1 protein-coding gene is annotated in these 1,016 nt (G+C 39.0%); it reads right to left on the bottom strand.

Features of this window, described 5'->3' with window-relative positions; all coding sequences use genetic code 11:
- Positions 1 to 315: 315 nt before the first annotated feature.
- Entirely contained in the window at positions 316 to 930 is a 615-nt protein-coding gene (locus tag JQM82_RS15815) for a nucleoside recognition protein (protein ID WP_235251375.1), read from the bottom strand.
- Between the last annotated feature and the right edge of the window lie 86 nt (positions 931 to 1,016).

Below are 1,016 nucleotides of genomic sequence, written 5' to 3'. Positions count from 1 at the left end.
TGCTATATGTTTATTATATATATTTTGCAATATACAGTCAATGTGTTAAATTATAATCAAGAAAAGGAAGTCGGGCCGGACCTTAAAAAGTAAACAAAAGTTTCACTAAGGAGGTATGATTTATGAAGATGAAGATGAGAAAGATCAGAACAATGTTGGAAGAATATTATGAAAGCTTCAGAACTGTTGTGTAGAGAATACAGAAATATCACGTTCATTTTAAGGTAGAAAAAATGAGTAATATGAAAAATCATCCGTAACGGGATATCAGACGATAAATGTATGATATCCCGTTATTTTTGTGTCGGGAACTTGTTATCTGTTGTCATGTTCGAACAGTTTACAATACAGAATAGCAGCCAGTGTACTTACAGATGTAGCGATAATTCCGGAGCCAACAATAGAGGCAGGATTGACACTTCCATACTGGCTCCGATATGCAATTACATTCATAGGAATCAGCTGGAGGGAAGAAATATTAAGAATCAGAAAAGAACACATTTCGTTGCTGGCAACGCCTTTTTTTCGGACCGGCCCCGGGAGGAGACCAAGCCTTCGCTCTTCTTCCAGATGTTCCAGTTCTTCCATTGCTTTCAGACCGGCAGGTGTTGCAGCCCAGCCAAGACCCAGAAAATTAGCGATAATATTAGTGGTAATGTGGCCTATAGAGGGGTGGTCTAAAGGGAGTTCCGGAAATAAAAAATGAATAAAAGGGAGGAGTTTTCTGGAAGCAGATTTGATAATACCCGCGCTGGTCGCAATTTCCATAATTCCTACCCAGAAAGACATGATTCCCATCATGGTAATACACAGAGTAATCGCTTCCTTAGAAGAGTCAACGGCGGCATTGGTGATGTCCGGCATTCGTCCTGTAAAAGTAGCGTATATAATTCCAATTAGAATCATACCTGCCCAGAGGTAATTTAACATAGTTATCACCTTAAAGTGGAAATCATTATATTATATGTGTGGAAAGAGTGGATTATTAAAGAGGGACAGGGGAATTTACATTTGGG

Source organism: Faecalicatena contorta (assembly GCF_021531995.1).
Lineage (GTDB): Bacteria > Bacillota > Clostridia > Lachnospirales > Lachnospiraceae > Dorea_A > Dorea_A contorta_A.
Note: the sequence above shows the minus strand (reverse complement) of the source record. Positions and strands in the feature narration are given on the sequence as shown.